Consider the following 16769-nt stretch of genomic DNA (forward strand, 5'->3'; position numbering starts at 1 on the left):
TTCATGGCCGGCCAGGTGGCAGTGCTTGCCGCCGAGGGGTTATCCCGCACGCCGACCTGGGAGGCGGTGACGTTCTGGGTACTTGGCGCCATCGCGGTGCTGGGTGCACTCGGTGTGATCGCGGCCCCCAAGGCGGTGTACTCGGCGATCTTCCTCGCCATGACGATGGTCATTCTCGCGGTCTTCTTCGTAGCCCAGGGAGCGTTGTTTCTGGGCGTCGCCCAGGTGGTGGTGTACACCGGCGCGGTCATGATGTTGTTCCTCTTCGTGCTCATGTTCGTGGGCGTGGATTCCTCGGATTCTCTGGTGGAGACCCTGCCGGGGCAGCGGGTGGGTGCGATCGCCGCCGGGTTGGGATTTGGGATCCTGGCCATCGCCGGTATCGGAAACGCTTCCACGACAGTGTTCGTCGGGCTCGATCAGGCCAACAGCCGCGGCAACGTGGAGGGTTTGGCTGAGCGCATCTTCATCGACTACCTCTGGGCCTTCGAACTCACCGGCGCTCTGCTGATCACCGCGACGATCGGCGCGATGGTGCTGGCGCATCGCGAGAAGCTGGGGCAGACCGGCGGCCAGCGGGAGTTGGCAATTCGGCGCTTTCAGCATGGAGACCGGGCCACCCCGTTGCCCAACCCCGGTGTCTACGCCCGGCATAACGCCGTGGACGTACCTGCGCTGCTTCCCGACGGATCCTTCTCGGAGTTGTCGGTCAGCGGCGTGCTTACCCCGCGGGACATGGAGGCCCGGTGAATCCCGCCAACTACCTCTACCTGGCCGCACTCATCTTTACCATCGGGGCTGCCGGCGTGATGTTGCGCCGCAACGCGATCGTGGTCTTCATGAGCGTCGAGCTGATGCTCAACGCGGCCAACCTGGCATTCGTCACCTTCGCCCGGATGCATGGGAACCTCGACGGTCAGGTCATCGCGTTCTTCACCATGGTGGTCGCGGCCACGGAAGTGGTTGTGGGGCTGGGGATCATCATGACCATCTTCCGTACCCGCAGGTCGGCCTCGGTCGACGACGCCGATTTGTTGAAACTCTAGGAGGGCAGTCCCCGTGACATGGCTCATGCCGGCGCTGCCGCTGGCGGGTGCGGCCGTACTCCTGCTCGTCGGCCGTCGGGGTGACTCCTGGGGGCATCTGCTGGGCTGCGCGACGGCACTCGCATCGTTTCTTGTCGCGGTCGTTTCGTTCGTGGGCATGCTCGGCCGAACGGGCACCGAGCGCGCGGTGCACGAGACTCTTTTCACCTGGGTTCCGGTTGGGGCGCTGCACATCGATTTCGGGCTGACCCTGGACCAGCTGTCCGTGTGCTTCGCACTGCTGATCACCGGAGTGGGTTCACTCATCCATATCTACTCGATCGGATACATGGAGCATGATCCCGACAGGCGAAGGTTTTTCGGCTATCTGAATCTTTTCCTGGCGGCCATGCTGCTGCTGGTGCTCGCCGACAACTTCCTGGGTTTGTACGTCGGGTGGGAAGGTGTCGGTCTGGCGTCTTACCTGTTGATCGGTTTCTGGTACCAGAAACCATCGGCCGCCGTCGCAGCCAAGAAGGCCTTCATCGTCAACCGTGTCGGTGATATGGGGCTGGCCCTGGCCATGATGCTGATGTTCGCGACGTTCGGCTCGGTCGGCTTTGCGCAGGTACTCGGGTCGGCCGGTGCGGCGGGTGAGAGTCGTAACACCGCAATTGGATTGGCGCTGCTGCTGGCGGCGTGTGGAAAGTCGGCTCAGGTGCCGCTGCAGTCCTGGCTTGGCGACGCGATGGAAGGCCCCACCCCGGTGTCCGCGCTCATCCACGCCGCCACCATGGTCACCGCGGGTGTCTACCTGATCACCCGGTCCGGGCCGATCTTCGAACGCGCGCCTTACGCACAGGTCGCGGTGGTGATCGTGGGCGCCGTTACCGTGCTCTTCGGAGCGATCATCGGGTGCGCCAAGGACGACATCAAGAAGGCCCTGGCCGCGAGCACCATGTCGCAGATCGGATACATGGTGTTGGCGGCCGGACTCGGCCCCGCCGGGTATGCCGTGGCGATCATGCACCTGCTCACACACGGGTTCTTCAAGGCCGGGCTGTTCCTCGGTGCGGGCTCGGTCATGCACGGTATGAACGAGGAAACCGACATGCGCGGCTACGGCGGGCTGCGCGCCGTCATGCCGATCACCTTTGTCACTTTCGGGCTGGGATACCTTGCCATCATCGGCGTTCCACCGTTTGCGGGGTTCTACTCGAAGGACAAGATCATCGAGGTCGCCTTCGGACACGGCGGTGCCGGGGGATTTCTTCTCGGGGCGGCGGCACTACTGGGCGCCGGGATTACGGCGTTCTACATGACTCGGGTCATGCTGCTGACCTTCTTCGGCACCCGCCGCTGGAAACCGGACGCGCATCCACACGAATCACCGTCGGTGATGACGTGGCCGATGATGGTGCTCGCCATCGGGTCGGTGAGTGCGGGATTCCTGCTCAGCTTCGGCGGGGCATTACAGAACTGGTTAGAGCCGGTCGTGGGTGCGCACCACGGCGAGTTACCCGTTGCAGCCTGGGTCATCAGTGTCGTCACCGTCGCGGTGGTGCTCTGCGGTGTTGGTGTGGCATACCGGATGTACCGCGCCGACGTACCCGAGTCGGCTCCTCAGGGTTCGGCGCTTACCGTCGCCGCTCGCCGGGACCTGTATGGCGACGCCGTCAACGAGGCGGTGTTCATGCGCCCCGGGCAGCGTCTCGCCCGGGGGCTGGTGCTCGCGGACGACCGCTGGGTCGATGGCCTTGTCAACGCGGTCACCTCAACCCTGGGCGCGGTGTCGGACTGGGTGCGTCGCCTACAGACCGGCCATGTCCGCTCGTATGCGTTGTCCATGTGTGCCGGAGCGGCTTTGGTAGTCGCCGTGTTGATGGCAGTGAGGTGGTGAGCGCCGTGGGTGCCGTGACAGCTCTGTGGTTCATTCCCCTGATAGGCGCCGCCACGGTGCTGATCATGCCGGGTCGCCGGCGGACCCTGGCCAAGTATGTGGGGTTGAGTGCCTCGTTGCTGGTACTGGTCGTCGCGATCGGGCTGGCCATTGCGTTCGACCCGGCGGGACCCCAATATCAGTTCGTCGAATCGATGTCCTGGATACCCGCATTCGGGATGAAGTACACGGTGGGGCTCGACGGGATCGCGCTCGCGCTGGTCCTGCTGACTGCGGGGCTCCTGCCCGTGCTGTTGCTGGCCGGATGGAATGACGGGGCAGAGGCGCCCGGATACGGAAATCGGCCTCTGGCACAACGCTATGTCGCCTTGATCCTGATTGTGGAATCGATGGTGCTGCTGTCGTTCTCCGCCCTGGACGTGCTGCTGTTCTACATCTTCTTCGAGGCCATGCTGATCCCGATGTACTTCCTGATCGGGGGATTCGGGAGCACGCATTCAGACGCCAAGCAGCGTTCGCGCGCGGCAGTGAAGTTCTTGATGTACAACCTGTTTGGCGGCCTGATCATGCTGGCGGCCGTCATCGGTCTCTACGTGGTCACCGCCAGAGGCCAGACCGGCACGTTCGATCTGCGCGATATCACCGAGATGGTCGCCACCGGCGCGCTCGGGATCGATCCGGGTGTCGCGAAGGCGCTCTTCCTCGGGTTCATGTTCGCGTTTGCGGTCAAGGCCCCGCTCTGGCCATTTCACACATGGCTGCCCGATGCGGCTGTGCACGCCACCCCGGCCAGTGCGGTGCTCATGATGGCGATCGTGGACAAGGTGGGGACATTCGCGATGCTGCGGTACTGCATTCAGCTGTTCCCCGAGGCCAGCAGATACTTCACCCCGGTGATCATCACGCTGGCGGTCATCGGCATCGTGTACGGCGCCATCGTGGCGATCGGTCAGACCGATGTGATGCGACTGATCGCCTACACCTCGATATCGCATTTCGGGTTCATCATCCTGGGCATCTTCGCGATGACCAGTCAGGGGCAATCGGGCTCGACGTTGTACATGGTCAACCACGGCATCTCCACCGCGGCACTGATGTTGGTGGCAGGATTTCTGGTGTCTCGCAAAGGATCTCGACTCATCGCGGCCTATGGGGGAGTGCAGAAGGTGGCACCCGTTCTTGCCGGCTCCTTCTTGGTGGCCGGTCTGGCCACCCTGTCGCTGCCCGGGCTGGCACCGTTCATCAGCGAGTTTCTGGTGCTGGTCGGAACATTCACGCGATATCCGGCGGCCGCGGCGTGTGCGGTCATCGCGTTGGTGCTGGCCGCCATCTACGTGTTGTGGATGTATCAGCGGATGATGACGGGACCGTTGGCGCCGGGAAATGAGAGCATCGGTGATCTGAAGCGCCGTGAACTCACCGTGGTCGCGCCGTTGATCGCAATGCTTCTCGTACTGGGTATCTATCCCAAGCCACTGTTGGACATCGTGAATCCGGCGGTGGAGCAGACGCTGCGCACCGTCAACGAGAAGGATCCGCCGCCGGCAGTGGCCGATGTTGCCCTGTGGCACGGCGAAGGTGAGCGACGATGACCGATATCGGGATTCTTCCCACGCCGCCGATCGCCTACGGCGCGCTGTCTCCCATGTTGATCATGTTCGGTGTCGCGGTGGTATCGGTGCTCGTCGAGGCGTTCGTTCCGCGACGGTACCGGCTCACGACCCAGCTGGCGCTGGCCATCGGGGGGATCTTCGCCGCCTTTGCGGCCGTGGTGGCGCTGGGGGGTACGCGTGAAGTCGTCATGAACGGCGCCGTGGCGATAGACGGCCCCACGCTCTATCTGCAGGGGCTCATCCTGGTGGCCTCCGGCCTGGCTCTGACGGTGATGGCGCAGCGCAGAACAGCCGCGGCCCTTCCCAGTACGGTTGCCGTCGGCGGCGGGCTGGACGCCTTCGCCGCGCAGGCGTCCAGCGTTCCGGGCAGCGAGCCGGAGGGGGTACTGAATCGCACCGGTATTACGCAAACGGAGATCTTCCCGCTGACACTGTTCGCGATCGCGGGCATGATGCTGTTCCCCGCCTGCAACGACCTGTTGACGATGTTCGTTGCCCTGGAGGTGTTTTCACTCCCGTTGTACGTGATGTGCGCGCTGGCGCGACGACGCCGGCTGCTGTCCCAGGAATCGGCGCTCAAGTATTTTCTGCTCGGTGCGTTCTCCTCGGCGTTCTTTCTGTTCGGGTCGGCCTTCGTGTACGGATACGCCGGAACCGTCGAACTCGACGCCGTCGCGCGGGCCGTCAGCGCAGATGCCGGCGAGCGGTCCTTCCTGCTGCTCGGTGTGGCCATGCTGTCGGTGGGCCTGTTGTTCAAGGTAGGGGCGGTGCCCTTCCATTTCTGGGTCCCCGACGTCTACCAAGGGGCGCCGACCCCGGTTACCGCATTCATGGCGGCCACGACCAAAATCGCGGCTTTCGGCGCGCTGCTTCGGGTTCTGTATGTCGCGCTGCCGGGAATCACGGCCGACTGGCGTCCGGTGCTGTGGGCGGTGGCGATCGCGACCATGCTGATCGGATCAATCGGTGCCGTCACGCAGACCGATGTGAAACGCATGTTGGCCTATTCCGCGGTGGCGCATACCGGGTTTCTGCTGACCGGGGTCACGGCCGCCAATGAACGTGGTGTGTCGTCGACGTTGTTCTATTTGGCGGCATACGGTTTCAGCACCGTGGGGGCATTCGCCATTGCCGGGCTGGTTCGTTCCGGTGATGGCGACGGCGGACCGGATGAGGACGAAGAGATCACCGATCTGAGTCGGTGGGCAGGAATCGGCCGCCGATCACCCGTGCTCGGCATCGTCTTCGCCTTGTTCTTGCTGGCTTTCGCGGGCATTCCGCTCACCAGTGGATTCGTCAGCAAGTTCGCGGTCTTCGAGGCCGCCGCATCCGGCGGTGCCGTGCCGCTGGTGGTGGTTGGTGTGGTGTGCAGCGCCATCGCCGCCTACTTCTACGTGCGGGTGATCGTGCTGATGTTCTTCGCCGATCTGGTCGAGGACTCCGGGGTGCTTCGGATCCCCGGTCCGGCGGTGGCGATATCGATCGGGGTGAGTGCGCTCGTCACGGTTCTGCTCGGCATAGTGCCGCAGCCACTGCTTGATCTCGTCGGGAATCTCGCTCACTTCGTTCCGTGAGTCCGATCACGGGCCGCCGGTGTTTCGACACGCCGTCTTCGGTGCCGACACGCCTCTGATCCGCGCAAAATGCGGCGTGTCGACGCCTACCGTGGCCTGGTTGTCACCACCTGTGGCGTGTCCATTTACCGACGAGTAACCTACGGGACCGTAGGGTGAAGGTATCGTGGGCGCGGAAGGAGGCCGATGGCAATCACGGACATCTCGGCATTCGCGCATCTCACCAGCGAGGACGTCGAGAACCTGGCCGTCGAGCTCGATGGGCTCCGGCGTGAAATCGAGGAGTCGCGCGGTGCGCGCGACGCCCGCTACATCCGTCGCACCATCGCCGCGCAACGCGCGCTCGAGCTGACCGGCCGTGTGCTGCTGGCGGCGAGTAAGAAGCGCTCCGCGTGGTGGGCCGGCACGGTGACGCTGGCGGTCGCCAAGATCATCGAGAACATGGAGATCGGTCACAACGTCTTACACGGTCAGTGGGACTGGATGAACGATCCCGAGATTCACTCGTCGACGTGGGAATGGGACATGGCAGGTGCGGCCAAGCACTGGCGCATCACCCATAACGTCGAGCATCACAAGTACACCAACATCCTGGATCTGGACGACGATGTGGGCTACGGGATTCTGCGGGTCACACGTGATGAACCGTGGAAGGTGCGCAACCTTCTGAACATGCCACTCAACTTCATCCTCGCTGCTGGTTTTGAGTGGGGAATCGCCCTGCAGCACCTGGAATTCCGGAAGATCTGGACAAAGGAAACTCGCGAGGCGACCAAACAGCGAGTACGCGAGCTGGTCCGCTCGGCGGGCGCGCAGGTCTTCAAGGATTACGTCGCGTTCCCGGCGATCACGGCGCTCTCGCCGGGGGCGACTTACCGCTCGACGCTGACCTCCACCGCGACAGCCAACCTGATCCGGAATTTCTGGTCCAATGCCGTCATCTTCTGCGGACATTTTCCGGACGGCGCGGAGAAGTTCTCCGTGACCGACATGGAGAACGAGACGCGCGGTCAGTGGTATCTGCGCCAGTTGCTCGGCAGCGCGAATTTCGACGCGGGTCCAACGATGCGGCTGATGAGCGGCAACCTGTGTCATCAGATCGAACATCATCTCTACCCGGATCTGCCGAGCAACCGGCTGCACGAGATCTCGCTGCGGGTACGCGAGATCTGCGATCGCTACGACCTTCCGTACACCACCGGATCGATGCTGTTCCAATACGCGAAGACCTGGCGCACCATTGCCAAGTTGTCGTTGCCGGATCGATTCCTGCATGCCACGGCCGACAATGCGCCGGAGACTCGTAGCGAGCGCATGTTCGTGGTCCTAGAACCACCCGTGGCCGAACCGAATTCGGTTCCGCGTCGCGGCCTCAAGACCGCTATCGCGTTGGTGCGTGAGCGGCGCCGCACCAAGGTGTCCGTCTAGTTTCTGAGCGGCCGATCACGCCCACCGGTGGCGTGGATCTGCTCTGGTGATCTTGATGATTCCGCCGCGGACGCGGGCGGAACGCGCTATGCAGTGATGTGTGACTACGTACGCAGAGGCCCCGGCGGTAACCCAAGTGGGCCGAGAGGATGCCCTGATCTCGGGTTCTGCCGAGAAGCCGGCACGCACACTGTCCGGCTTCCTGGCCATGACACTGCAGACCTTTGGTGCCATGGTGCGTCGTCCACCAGCGGTGGGCGAGTTCTTCCGGCAGGTGTGGTCGATCGCCAGAGTGTCGGTTCTGCCGATGTGCATGGTGGCGATACCGCTCGCGGTGCTCATAGTGCTCGTGCTGGAGGCGTTGGTGTTCGGCCCCACGGGGTTCCCGACGCACGCGGTCTTGGTGGCCGCGGCCACCGGCGCGACGGTGGTGTTTGCCGAGGCCGATTCCGCCCGGATCCAACAAGAGATTGAGGTCATGCGGGGCCGGGGCGTCGACGTCACGCACGGGTTTGTTGTCCCTCGAGTCCTCGCCACCGCGGTCGCCGCGGTGCCGTTGGCCTTCATAGCTGTTGGCGCAGCCGGTGTCTATTTCTTCTCGGCGTTCGGCAAGCACACTCCGTTGAGTCTTTTCATCGAGAACTTGACGCAGTTGTTGAGTCCCTTCAATGTGTTGATTGTGGCCATCGAAGCGCTGGCTCTCGGGCTTATTGGTGGCCTAATCGCTTGCTACAAAGGTGTTTCCGCGTCGCGCTGACCTGACCAGCTGGCGAGATCGGTCACCTTGTGGTGAGCAGGGTCGCCAGGCGAAACACCGGTGCGACCAGGCTGGCGGCGCGCAGCCCGATCCTTTGAAGACGCTGGCTGTGCATGAGGGAGCCTAATCCGGCGAGCTGTGCGGCACCGTAAAGCATGTCCCAGTCGGTGTCGATGTGGGTGATCTTGAAGTCTTCAGTCAGTGTATAGCGGTCGATACCAATGAAATTCAGGCAGCGGCCGGTTCCCTTGAGTTTGGCTCCCGTGTTGGGCTCGATGGTCTCACCGATCATGCGGCCGATACCTCGCCACGGAATGGTCACCCGCCACTGATCGTCGAAGTAGTCCCAGTAGGGCAGTGACCGGTTGGTTCCGTCCTGTGGGTAGAACGCAAAGTCGGGGAAGACGTCGAAGGCGGCCTGGCAGTTGTCGATCGTGAACTGACGTCCGAGCCTGTTCTCCTGGAACGTCGTGCTGTCGATATAGCTGCACTCCTCGGCGATGCAGTAATCGATCTTCTTGATGTCCTGCTCGGCCCAGGCATCAAACCATGTGTAGGCGAACTCTGTTCGGCCCTGGGCGGGAAGCCCGCGCTCGATGTCGTTCTTCTCTTGCTGCCGCACCTTCTTCCAGAACTCCGGCATGAGCGCCTGATACTGCGCGTGTTCCGGTGAGGGGCCCAACTTTTCCAATCTGCTCATCTTTTTCCTTTCGTTGTGGGAACTGTGTGATGGCTCAGCGGGTGAGGAGCCGCGTCGGGAGGCCGCCAGCCAGGCCGGTGGAGACGCGTACTCGGTGCCGGGGTGTCCAGCCATCGCGGATCTGGAATGCATAGCGCTGCAAGATGGTTCCGAGGACCAGGGTCCCCTCGATGTAGGCCATCCTGGTGCCCATGCACTTGCGTGGTCCGATACTGAACGGCAGGAACGCATTCCGATTGATCTTGTCGGTCAGGAATCGTTCGGGGTTGAACGTCTCCGGGTCCTTCCAGAACCGGGGATCGCGCTGTAGTGCGTATTGCGTGATCACGACGTGTGAACCTTGGGGAATGAGATAGCCGCCGATCTCGTCGTCCTGGACGGCCGTTCGGATGTTGGCGGGTGCGGCCTGGAAACGCTGTGCCTCATCGAAACATGCCCTCAGATACTTCAAGTTCTCCAGGTCGTCGTACTCCAACGTCTTTCCGCCGAGCGCGTCAATCTCCCTATACGCCCTACCGAGAGCGATCGGGTTGCGGCACAGCAGCGCGATGGTCCAGGCCAGCGCGGCGGCGGTGGTCTCGAATCCTGCGAACACCAACCCGGCGGCTTCGGAGCGCCGTCTGCGGTGCTGTGTCTGCGGGCAGCCCTCGAATTCCAGCCCGATCAATGCGTCCACGAGATCGGGCGAGTCGGGCAGCGGGCACCCTTTCCGTTCGTCGACGAAGCGGTCGAGGATCCCGAATAGCTCCTCCTTGGACTGTTCACCACTGCGACGCAGGGGATTTGGCATCCAGCCGGGCAGATAATGCATGGCGACCCGGCTGATGACGTAGCGGCCGTACCGACGCGCACCGTCGACCGCATGATCAATCTCGTCGGAGCCGAGCTGAACGTTGAACATCGAGCGCATCAGTCCGTCCATCACGACCGCGCCGAGTTCATGTTCCAGATCCACGGGTTGCCCGCTGGTCGCATGGCGTGACCAGGCATCGACCCGATCGGTGATCCCTTCCATCATGAGCGGGGTCGCTGCCGCCAGTGCGCGTTCGCCGAAGTACGGATTGAAAGCGGTGCGGACTCGTTTCCACTCCTGGCCCTCGAGCAAGGGGAGGGCGGCCGGTTCTCCGGAGACCAATTCGATGGTGGCCTCGTGCTTGGCGTATCGGTCGTGGTGGCGGGTGAACACATGGTCGATGTAGTCGGGATGGTTGATCAGGGTGACTGTGAGCGCGGGGCTCGGGCCCGTGAAGAGGCGGACGATGTCGCCGTATCGATTCGCGATCTTGGGCAGTAGCAGGTACGGCAGCCGAAACGGGTCACCCAGGCAGCTCAGCCCCAGCAGCGCGGCCCGATGCAAGGGCAGCCGCGGGGCAAGTCGGGGTCCTGGGGTCTGCGATGTTTCCTGCGTGGGGGAGTTTGTGCCGGTGGCGTGCATGGCTGCCTCTTCTGTGCGGAACGGTGATTCTGGTGGCGAAGTGTATGGCCGATCCAGCCGTCATGCAATACTGAATCAAAAGTAATTCATTGATTCAAATACCAGCTAGATGTGCCGAACGGAGGGGCTGTGAGTCGCAGCGAGGTTTCGCAGGTCCCCGCCGTTACTATCGGGTCCGTGGTAGAGATCGACTCGTTGCTGCGGCAGCTGGTCACCGGAACACTGTCCGACACGAATGTGGCGACCGCTCATTTGTTGGATGCCGCCCGCGAGGAATTCGTTGCCCACGGGATCGCTCGCACCGCTGTCGGGGATATCGCACGCCGCGCCGGTGTGTCCCGCCCGACCTTGTACCGCAAATGCGGAGACAAGGAAGACATCGTCGCCGCGGTGTTGGTGCGGGAGACAACCGAATTCTTCATGAGGGCGCAGGCTGTGCTCGCGCCCTTATCGAATGCCGAGGACAGGATGGTCGAGGCATTCGTCATGGGCATGCGTGAGGCGCGTGATCATCCATTGGTGCTGGCGCTCAAGGAATTCGACGCGGAATCGTTCTCGCGGAATGTCTTTGACGTGAATGCGTCCGGGTATCAGGGACTGCTTGCGGTGATCGCGGAACTACTGGCCGACGAGGACTATCCCGTTCCTGCGGTGAAGCGCGCGCTCGACCTGGCGCTGCGGCTGACGTCGACGTTTCTGGTGAACCCTTCCGCGCTGGTGCCGACCGACACCGACGAAAACACCCGCGAATTCGCGGGCCGATATCTGCTACCCCTCATGCGTGCCGCCCGTTAGGTGCGCTCCGTATCCTGGTGTGGTGGCTACAGTTTTGACGGTGAACGTGGGCCAGCTGCGGTCGAATCCGGCAGGCGGGCCAACGCGCACCGGTATCGACAAACATCCCACCGATTCGGTGATAGCCGTCCGCGCGCCGGGTGGTACGTCCGAGGGTGCCGGCAGCGGCCTGGAAGGTGACGCGATCGGAGATACGGGCGTGCACGGTGGCGACGATCAAGCCGTGTATGCGTACGCCCGCGAGGACCTGGACTGGTGGCAGGGCACGCTCGGGCGAGAGCTGGCGAATGGCCAGTTCGGGGAGAACCTGACCACCCGCGAGATCGATGTGACCGGCGCGCTCATCGGTGAGCAGTGGCATATCGGTGACGGCGGGCTGGTGCTGGAAGTGTCCGCGCCGCGCATACCGTGCCGGACCTTTGCGGCCTGGCTTGACCTGCGCGGGTGGGTCAAGACCTTTACGGCGCAAGCGATCCCCGGCGCATACTTCCGGGTGATCTCACCCGGGGTGGTGCGAGAGGGTGACGGCATCGCCGTCAAGAATCGTCCGGAGCATGATGTGACCGTGGGACTTGCGTTCCGGGCGCTCACCCTCGAATCCGAGTTGCTTCCGCGGCTTCTCGATGCCCCCGCGTTGCCGGAACACGTCAAGGAGACGGTCAGGCGCAGGAGCGGATCGGCCTAACCTACCGCCGCTGCACCAGGACTGTCTGGGCGCTGGAGCCGATGTAGCCGCGGCGGTCGAATATCTCCGCCGTGGTCACGCCGACTCCGTCGGGTCCGACCGACATGCGGGCGCGGACGCCGAATTCGTCGCCCTGGGGAATCCGGTGGACGTGCATCACGGTATCGGTGTTCATGTAGACGAACCGCAGGGGGTTGAGCACCGCGCCGATGCCGTTCGCGGAGTCGATGACCGAGGCCAGCCGCTGCCATCCGGTGGTGGGCTCGGTATCGACGATGTGCACATGTGGCCGCATCCAGGCAACCTGCGGTTCTCCCTCGGGTACCGAAAACCACTGAAAATCAACCGATTTTGAGTAGTTAGAGCCCTCGAAGCCGAACGCCGGCGGTGTGGGGCCGGGCGGGTACTCGGGTAAGGGCGGGTACCGATCACTGGCTTTGTCGGCGGTCACCGAGGTCGCCAACAGCCACGCGCTGGCTCGCGCGACCGCACGGTAACCGCCATTGGCGCGCGCTTCCATCTCGGCCACGGCAAGCGCGATGCGCCGACCCGGCCGTTCGATCCATGCCCGTACGCGCACCGGCTCCAGCGGAACCGGGCCGAGGATGTCGAGCGCGACCCGGCCGATCCGCAGGCTCTCGCGCGGCTCCGGCAGTTCCTCGATGGCCTTGAGTAGCAACGCCATCGGGGGAGAGCCGTGCTGCAGGTTCGGCCCCCATCCGCTGGCGGTCAGCTCGGTGGACTCGAACACCTGGAACTCGCCGTCGGTATCCAATCGCCGGTAGTAACAACCCGTCAGGTCCAACGTCATGCGGCATCTCCCGGGATCGCGGTCGCGGAGGCTTCGGCATCTTCGATATCAGTATCGGAGACACCGTAATCGGAAGGCCAGCCTGGGTAGGGAGGCGGCGTGCCGCCGAACGCGGGACACAGCGACTGATGGGCACACCAGTCGCACAACCGGGAGGGATTGGGCCGGAAGTCGCCGGTGGTGCCGAGGTTCTGAATCGCTCGCCAGATCGCCATGAGCGTCTTCTCGAACTTGAGTAGCTCTGCCTCATCCGGTGTGTAGTCGAGAACCTCGCCATCGGACAGATACAGCAGCCGCAGCCGTCGCGGCACCACCCCGCGGGTGCGATACAGCGCGACGGCATAGAACTTCATCTGAAACAACGCCTTGGCTTCGAACAAGGCGCGCGGTGCGCGTCCGGTCTTGTAGTCGACCAGACGCATCGCGCCCCCGGGGGCGACGTCGATGCGATCGATGAATCCGCGCAGCATCGTGCCGTCGGACAGCTCGACCTCGACGCGCTCCTCGCAACTGTCGGGATCGAATCGGGTGGGATCTTCAAGCCGGTAATAGCCCGAGAGCAGATCTCGGGCCTCATCGAGGAACGCCGGAAGGCGCTCGGTCTCGACCACCGCCGCGAGTTCGGGGTTCGATTCCACGAGGCGTTCCCACGCGGGCTGCACCAATCCCGCGGCGGTGGCGTACTCGCGATCGGCCGCGGGCCGGGCGTAGAGATCTTCCAGGGCGGCATGCACGAGGCTGCCGCGCACCTGCGCTGTCGAGGGCGGCTCGGGGAGGCGGTCGATCGCGCGGAACCGGTACAGCAGTGGGCATTGCTTGAAGTCGCTGGCACGGGAAGGGGACAGCGCGGGCCGGCGGGTGGGCCGGTTCTGCGTGGTCTCCTTCATGGTTGGCAGCCTAGGCATCGTGTCCGACAGGTGCTGACGCCACGCCGGGCACAAAGCTGGTGGGCTCCGTTCAACACATGTCACAAGTCGTCCCCAAAGTATCCGTACTCGAAGTAACGTGAACCTCTCATTGGCCATGGGGCGACGACGCCCCACGCGAGAGGAATGTGCAGTGACGACGGCAAAGCATCGAAGCCCGCTGGACAGCCCGCAGGTGAAGGACACCGGGCTCGCCGGTTCTGAACTCGCCGAGCGGTGGACCGCGCTGGCCGATGGGCCCAGTCGGTACTCCCGGGTGTCCTTCACTCCCAATGTCTCGATACCGCTGTCCGACGGGACCGTGCTCAAGGCCCAGGTGTTCCGGCCGGCCAATGCCGACGGGACCCCGGTCAATGACCCGGTGCCGGTGCTCTTCAACCTCACCCCCTACAACAAATCCGTTACTCACCTGGCGGCATGGGTGCTGCGGGGCCTGCACCGGTTCGGCATTACCGTGCCGGCCCTGCCGCCCAGGAATCCGCGTCTGTTGGAGCTCGCCGAGCTGGCGCGGGCGATTCCCGGTGGCGGCCTGACGACGTTTGGAGTGAACGACTCGCTGATCCGCAGTGGGTATGCCCAAGTGGTTGTCGATGTTCGCGGTACCGGCGCCTCCTCGGGTGACTGGGGAATGCTCAACGATCTCGAACAGCGGGACACCGCGGAGGTGGTGGCCTGGGCGCAGGCGCAGCCGTGGTGCGATGGTTCGGTCGGCATGTATGGCATCTCGTACTGTTCGATCAACGCGCTGCAGGCCGCCGGCAACCGGGTGCCGGGTCTCGGTGCGGTGTTCGCGGTCGAGCCGGTCAGCGACATCTCCCGTGACCTCATGAAAACCGGTGGGGCGCAGACATTCTTCCTGCCCATCTGGATGCTTGCCGTTGCGCTGGGAAAGTGGTTGCCGTCGCCTTCGGACGTGATACGCGGCGGCGTCGGCCTGGGCTGGCTCGCGGGGCGGTTGCGCGCACCACTGAATCGTGTGGTGCGGTACATCTTCGAGGGCTTGCGTGGCACGGGTGCGCTGATCGACAACGACGAGTATTTCCAGCAGATCAGTCCCCGGTTCGAAGACATCGAGATCCCTACGTTCGTCTATGGGGCGTGGGACGACATCTTCGGTCCGGCCGCCCTGCGTATCCATCGCCGAGCCGCGTCGCCGGGCGGCAGGTTTCAGGTCGTCATCAACGAGGGTTATCACGGGTCCCCGGGTTCGCAGCTCGGCCGTGAAGACGGACCTCCCCGGCTGGATGTCTTGCAGCGTGCGTGGTTTGACAAGTGGCTCAAGGGTATTGACAACGGAGTGGAGAGCTACGGCCCGCTCACCCTGCAACAGCAAAATGGCGGTTGGCATACCCTGGACGTCTATCCGCGGCCCGAAGCCGAGCCGCAGCGGTTCTATCTGGATGCCGAACCCTCAGGGGTGGGGGCTGGTTCGACATTCGACGGGTCGTTGACGGGTGCTGTGCCGCTGAACAAGACCGAGCACCTCCTTCGCCGACGGATGGGACTGCTGAAATCGCCCACCACCTCCCGGCTGACGGCCGGTATCACTGCCGTGCTGGGTACGTCCGGGCTCAAGGACTCTCGGTACTTCGAGCGTGGGGCACTCACCTTCACCAGTAGCCCCGCTGTGCAGCCGTGGGTGATCTCCGGGGCGCTGAACCTTCATCTGCACACCAAAGCCATAGGTACGGAGGCGTTCTGGGTCGTATCGGTGACGGACGTGGCGCCCGACGGCTTCTCCCGGATGCTGGCTGAGGGCGCGCTGCTGGCATCGCGCCGCGGGGTGGATGAGGACAAGAGTCTGCGTACCGCGGACGGAGACTACCTATCGCCCTGGCATCCCACCGGTAAGGGATCGACGCTGCCGGTGGAACCCGGCGTGCCAACCACTCTCGACATCGATCTCACCGAGGTAGATGCGGTGATCGCGGCGGGGCACCGGCTGCGGGTGGTCGTCGCGGCGGCCAGTCTGCCGAGGTACATCCCGTCCATTCCGGAGCTGTGGGCGAGCCGTCACGGCCAGGCCCTTGTCCTGGATCCCGGCCAGCCGAGTTACCTGGTGGCGCCCGTGATTCTCGATACCGGCGCCGGGGCCGCGTAGTCCTCGCCAGTTCACCAACTTCTCATCTACTTTTTCTATAACTTACGGTACCGTAGGTTACAGATCGCGGTAGGCCGAATTAGAGAGGTGGACGAGATGGTGACCGGACTGCAAACACGATTACTGACCGAGCTGGAGCCCGTTGTCGAGGCGAATCTCGAGCGGCACCTGAGCGCCGCGCGGCCATGGGCCCCACATGATTACGTGCCCTGGAGCAGGGGCCGGGACTTCGCATTTCTGGGCGGAGAGGACTGGAAACCGGAGGATAGCCCGCTCGATCCGATCGCTCAGGCGGCGTTGATCGTCAATCTGCTGACCGAGGACAACCTGCCGTCGTATCACCGTGAGATCGCCACGAGATTCGGCCGAGACGGGGCATGGGGAACCTGGGTGGGCCAGTGGACGGCGGAGGAAGGGCGGCACAGCATCGCACTTCGCGACTATCTGGTGGTCACCCGTGGTGTCGACCCGAGCAACCTCGAAGCGATGCGCATGGCGCACACCATCGCCGGTTACGACTCAGGGGACAAGACGCCCCTGGAGGCGCTCGCCTACGTGTCGTTCCAGGAGCTGGCCACTCGGATATCTCATCGCAACACGGGGAAGGCCTCGGGCTGCCCCATCGCCGATCAGCTGCTGGCGCGCGTCGCGCTGGATGAGAACCTGCACATGGTCTTCTATCGCAATCTCATGTCGGCGGCACTCGATATCGAACCCGATGCCGCGATGCAGGCCATCTGCAAGGAGATCGTCGGTTTCGCGATGCCGGGTATGGGGATGGCGGGATTTGCGCAGAACGCGATAGCCATCGCGAAAGCGGGCATCTACGACTTGCGCATCCATCACGATGAGGTTCTGCAACCCATCCTGAGGTTCTGGCGGGTGTTCGAACGCTCCGATATCGGGGCCGAAGGGGAGCAGGCCCGCGACACCCTCGTGAAATTCCTTGCCGCCGTGGATGAGCGTGCAAAGTACTACGAGGAGAAGGCGGCGATCCGGGCCGCGGCGCGGGTGTAGGG

General features: G+C 63.8%; 15 protein-coding genes. 11 read left to right on the forward strand and 4 right to left on the reverse strand.

Features of this window, described 5'->3' with window-relative positions; translation table 11 throughout:
* Nucleotides 1–21: 21 nt before the first annotated feature.
* From HBA99_RS10715 to HBA99_RS10745, 7 genes are all read left to right on the forward strand, one after another.
* The gene (locus HBA99_RS10715) at nt 22–750 is read left to right on the forward strand and encodes an NADH-quinone oxidoreductase subunit J (RefSeq protein ID WP_057968076.1); all 729 of its coding nucleotides are present in this window, start codon (nt 22–24) and stop codon (nt 748–750) included.
* Complete coding sequence (nuoK, locus tag HBA99_RS10720; protein ID WP_030095583.1) at nt 747–1046, forward strand: NADH-quinone oxidoreductase subunit NuoK; 300 nt, start codon at nt 747–749, stop codon at nt 1044–1046. The genes HBA99_RS10715 and nuoK overlap by 4 nt, the downstream gene beginning before the upstream one ends.
* 13 nt (nt 1047–1059) lie before the next feature.
* Nucleotides 1060–2925, forward strand: coding sequence for an NADH-quinone oxidoreductase subunit L (nuoL, locus tag HBA99_RS10725; protein WP_109494103.1), 1866 nt, complete (start codon nt 1060–1062; stop codon nt 2923–2925).
* The gene (locus HBA99_RS10730) at nt 2919–4517 is read left to right on the forward strand and encodes an NADH-quinone oxidoreductase subunit M (protein WP_193601870.1); all 1599 of its coding nucleotides are present in this window, start codon (nt 2919–2921) and stop codon (nt 4515–4517) included. Before nuoL ends, HBA99_RS10730 begins: the two co-directional genes overlap by 7 nt.
* A complete protein-coding gene (gene nuoN / locus HBA99_RS10735) occupies nt 4514–6112 on the forward strand; it encodes an NADH-quinone oxidoreductase subunit NuoN (protein WP_070951068.1) in 1599 nt (532 codons plus the stop codon). The genes HBA99_RS10730 and nuoN overlap by 4 nt, the downstream gene beginning before the upstream one ends.
* Nucleotides 6113–6298: 186 nt before the next feature.
* Complete coding sequence (locus HBA99_RS10740; protein ID WP_064408619.1) at nt 6299–7540, forward strand: fatty acid desaturase family protein; 1242 nt, start codon at nt 6299–6301, stop codon at nt 7538–7540.
* 100 nt (nt 7541–7640) lie between these two features.
* Nucleotides 7641–8297 carry an ABC transporter permease gene (locus HBA99_RS10745; protein ID WP_070916163.1) on the forward strand — a complete coding sequence of 219 codons (657 nt, stop codon included), beginning with the start codon at nt 7641–7643 and terminating at the stop codon, nt 8295–8297.
* 22 nt (nt 8298–8319) lie between these two features.
* Here HBA99_RS10745 and HBA99_RS10750 read toward each other — a convergent pair whose 3' ends face one another.
* A complete protein-coding gene (locus HBA99_RS10750) occupies nt 8320–8997 on the reverse strand; it encodes a nuclear transport factor 2 family protein (protein ID WP_070916162.1) in 678 nt (225 codons plus the stop codon).
* Between the two features lie 34 nt (nt 8998–9031).
* Entirely contained in the window at nt 9032–10432 is a 1401-nt protein-coding gene (locus tag HBA99_RS10755; protein WP_070951067.1) for a cytochrome P450, read from the reverse strand.
* A gap of 129 nt (nt 10433–10561) precedes the next feature.
* Here HBA99_RS10755 and HBA99_RS10760 point away from each other — a divergent pair, with 129 nt between their 5' ends.
* Nucleotides 10562–11227 carry a TetR/AcrR family transcriptional regulator gene (locus HBA99_RS10760; protein WP_057968073.1) on the forward strand — a complete coding sequence of 222 codons (666 nt, stop codon included), beginning with the start codon at nt 10562–10564 and terminating at the stop codon, nt 11225–11227.
* Between the two features lie 22 nt (nt 11228–11249).
* Nucleotides 11250–11912 carry an MOSC domain-containing protein gene (locus HBA99_RS10765; protein ID WP_057968072.1) on the forward strand — a complete coding sequence of 221 codons (663 nt, stop codon included), beginning with the start codon at nt 11250–11252 and terminating at the stop codon, nt 11910–11912.
* Between the two features lies 1 nt (nt 11913).
* Here HBA99_RS10765 and HBA99_RS10770 read toward each other — a convergent pair whose 3' ends face one another.
* Nucleotides 11914–12723 (reverse strand): thioesterase family protein, encoded by an 810-nt coding sequence (locus HBA99_RS10770; RefSeq protein WP_030095593.1) that lies wholly within the window; start codon nt 12721–12723, stop codon nt 11914–11916.
* A complete protein-coding gene (locus tag HBA99_RS10775; protein WP_030095594.1) occupies nt 12720–13610 on the reverse strand; it encodes a RecB family exonuclease in 891 nt (296 codons plus the stop codon). Before HBA99_RS10775 ends, HBA99_RS10770 begins: the two co-directional genes overlap by 4 nt.
* A 172-nt stretch (nt 13611–13782) precedes the next feature.
* On the opposite strand from HBA99_RS10775, the gene HBA99_RS10780 reads away from it, so the two are divergent.
* Nucleotides 13783–15750 carry a CocE/NonD family hydrolase gene (locus HBA99_RS10780; protein ID WP_064408626.1) on the forward strand — a complete coding sequence of 656 codons (1968 nt, stop codon included), beginning with the start codon at nt 13783–13785 and terminating at the stop codon, nt 15748–15750.
* Between the two features lie 96 nt (nt 15751–15846).
* Nucleotides 15847–16767: an acyl-ACP desaturase gene (locus HBA99_RS10785; RefSeq protein WP_030095596.1), complete on the forward strand. Its 921-nt coding sequence runs from the start codon at nt 15847–15849 to the stop codon at nt 16765–16767.
* Nucleotides 16768–16769: the final 2 nt, after the last annotated feature.

The sequence above is a fragment of the Mycobacteroides chelonae genome, assembly GCF_016767715.1.
GTDB lineage: Bacteria > Actinomycetota > Actinomycetes > Mycobacteriales > Mycobacteriaceae > Mycobacterium > Mycobacterium gwanakae.

Excerpts from the sequence above, each read along its gene's own strand:
- HBA99_RS10740 (WP_064408619.1), top strand. The coding sequence starts at position 6,299 with ATGGCAATCACGGACATCTCGGCATTCGCGCATCTCACCAGCGAGGAC.
- HBA99_RS10770 (WP_030095593.1), bottom strand. The coding sequence starts at position 12,723 with ATGACGTTGGACCTGACGGGTTGTTACTACCGGCGATTGGATACCGAC.
- nuoN (WP_070951068.1), top strand. The coding sequence starts at position 4,514 with ATGACCGATATCGGGATTCTTCCCACGCCGCCGATCGCCTACGGCGCG.
- HBA99_RS10785 (WP_030095596.1), top strand. The coding sequence starts at position 15,847 with ATGGTGACCGGACTGCAAACACGATTACTGACCGAGCTGGAGCCCGTT.
- HBA99_RS10775 (WP_030095594.1), bottom strand. The coding sequence starts at position 13,610 with ATGAAGGAGACCACGCAGAACCGGCCCACCCGCCGGCCCGCGCTGTCC.
- HBA99_RS10750 (WP_070916162.1), bottom strand. The coding sequence starts at position 8,997 with ATGAGCAGATTGGAAAAGTTGGGCCCCTCACCGGAACACGCGCAGTAT.
- HBA99_RS10755 (WP_070951067.1), bottom strand. The coding sequence starts at position 10,432 with ATGCACGCCACCGGCACAAACTCCCCCACGCAGGAAACATCGCAGACC.